We start from the raw sequence: 900 nt of genomic DNA, 5'->3' as shown, positions 1-900 counted from the left end.
GCAGCCGCATGTCGACGCGGAAGACGAAGCCGGGGCCCTCGACGTCGTTCAAGCCGTTGATCACGCGGCGCGCGAGCCGCTCGAAGAATTCCTGCGCGGTGAGCGTGCGGCGGGCGTCGGGGGTGTCGGGCGTCACGCGCGTCTCACCTTCGGTCCAGTAGAGGAAGATGAGGTCGATGTCGGAACTGACGTTCAACTCCCGTCCGCCCAACTTCCCCATCCCGACCACCATCAGGTCCATCGGGTTCCCTTCGGGGTCGCAGGGGACGCCGTGGCGCGCGGCGAGCTCCCGGGTGTGGGCCCGCACCATCGCGTCGACCGAGACTTCCGCGAAGTCGCTCATCACGCGGACGACTTCCTCGTAGTCCCCCAGACCCGACGCGTCCCGCACCGCCAACCCCGCGACGAGTTCGCGGCGGATCATCCGAAGCTTCATCCCGAGGGCGGTCGTGTCGGTGAGACCCGAGAGGGCGGCCTCCAGAGCCTCCCGCGTCCAAACGGTCGAGGCGAGCCGCCCGAGCACCTCGGCGCGCTTCGCCTCGTCCCCCGGCGCCGCCGCCCGGAGCGCGCGCTCGACGAAGGGCGAGTGCGCGGGCACGTCTTCGGGGCGGAGTTTTTGGGGGTGAATGATCGGAAACGCATCGGTCATGGCACGTCGTCCTGGAATGGTCGCTTTTTGGGGAGCTGGGTCCCCCGGGTCGGACAAAGAGCGGCCCGGAAGCCGCTCATGAAACCATTGTACGGACGCGAAACCTTCGTTCACGCATTGCGTTCGCCTGCGGCGCATCCGTTTTGGGAGCGTCTTCGTTAAAATTTTCAGTCTCAGCCAACGTTGCGTTTTTCACGCAGGAAGCGCTCTCCTCCACCGTCGCCAGGACGCCCGTGACACCTGAACACATC

General features: G+C 66.7%; 1 pseudogene. It reads right to left on the bottom strand.

Annotation, left to right across the window (positions count from 1 at the left end):
• Window positions 1–649, bottom strand: a pseudogene (locus HMPREF9440_RS11825) (bifunctional [glutamate--ammonia ligase]-adenylyl-L-tyrosine phosphorylase/[glutamate--ammonia-ligase] adenylyltransferase); the annotation flags it as partial.
• Window positions 650–900: the final 251 nt, after the last annotated feature.

The sequence above is a fragment of the Sutterella parvirubra YIT 11816 genome, assembly GCF_000250875.1.
Classification (GTDB): domain Bacteria; phylum Pseudomonadota; class Gammaproteobacteria; order Burkholderiales; family Burkholderiaceae_F; genus Sutterella; species Sutterella parvirubra.
This window is presented reverse-complemented; position numbering and strand designations above follow the sequence as displayed.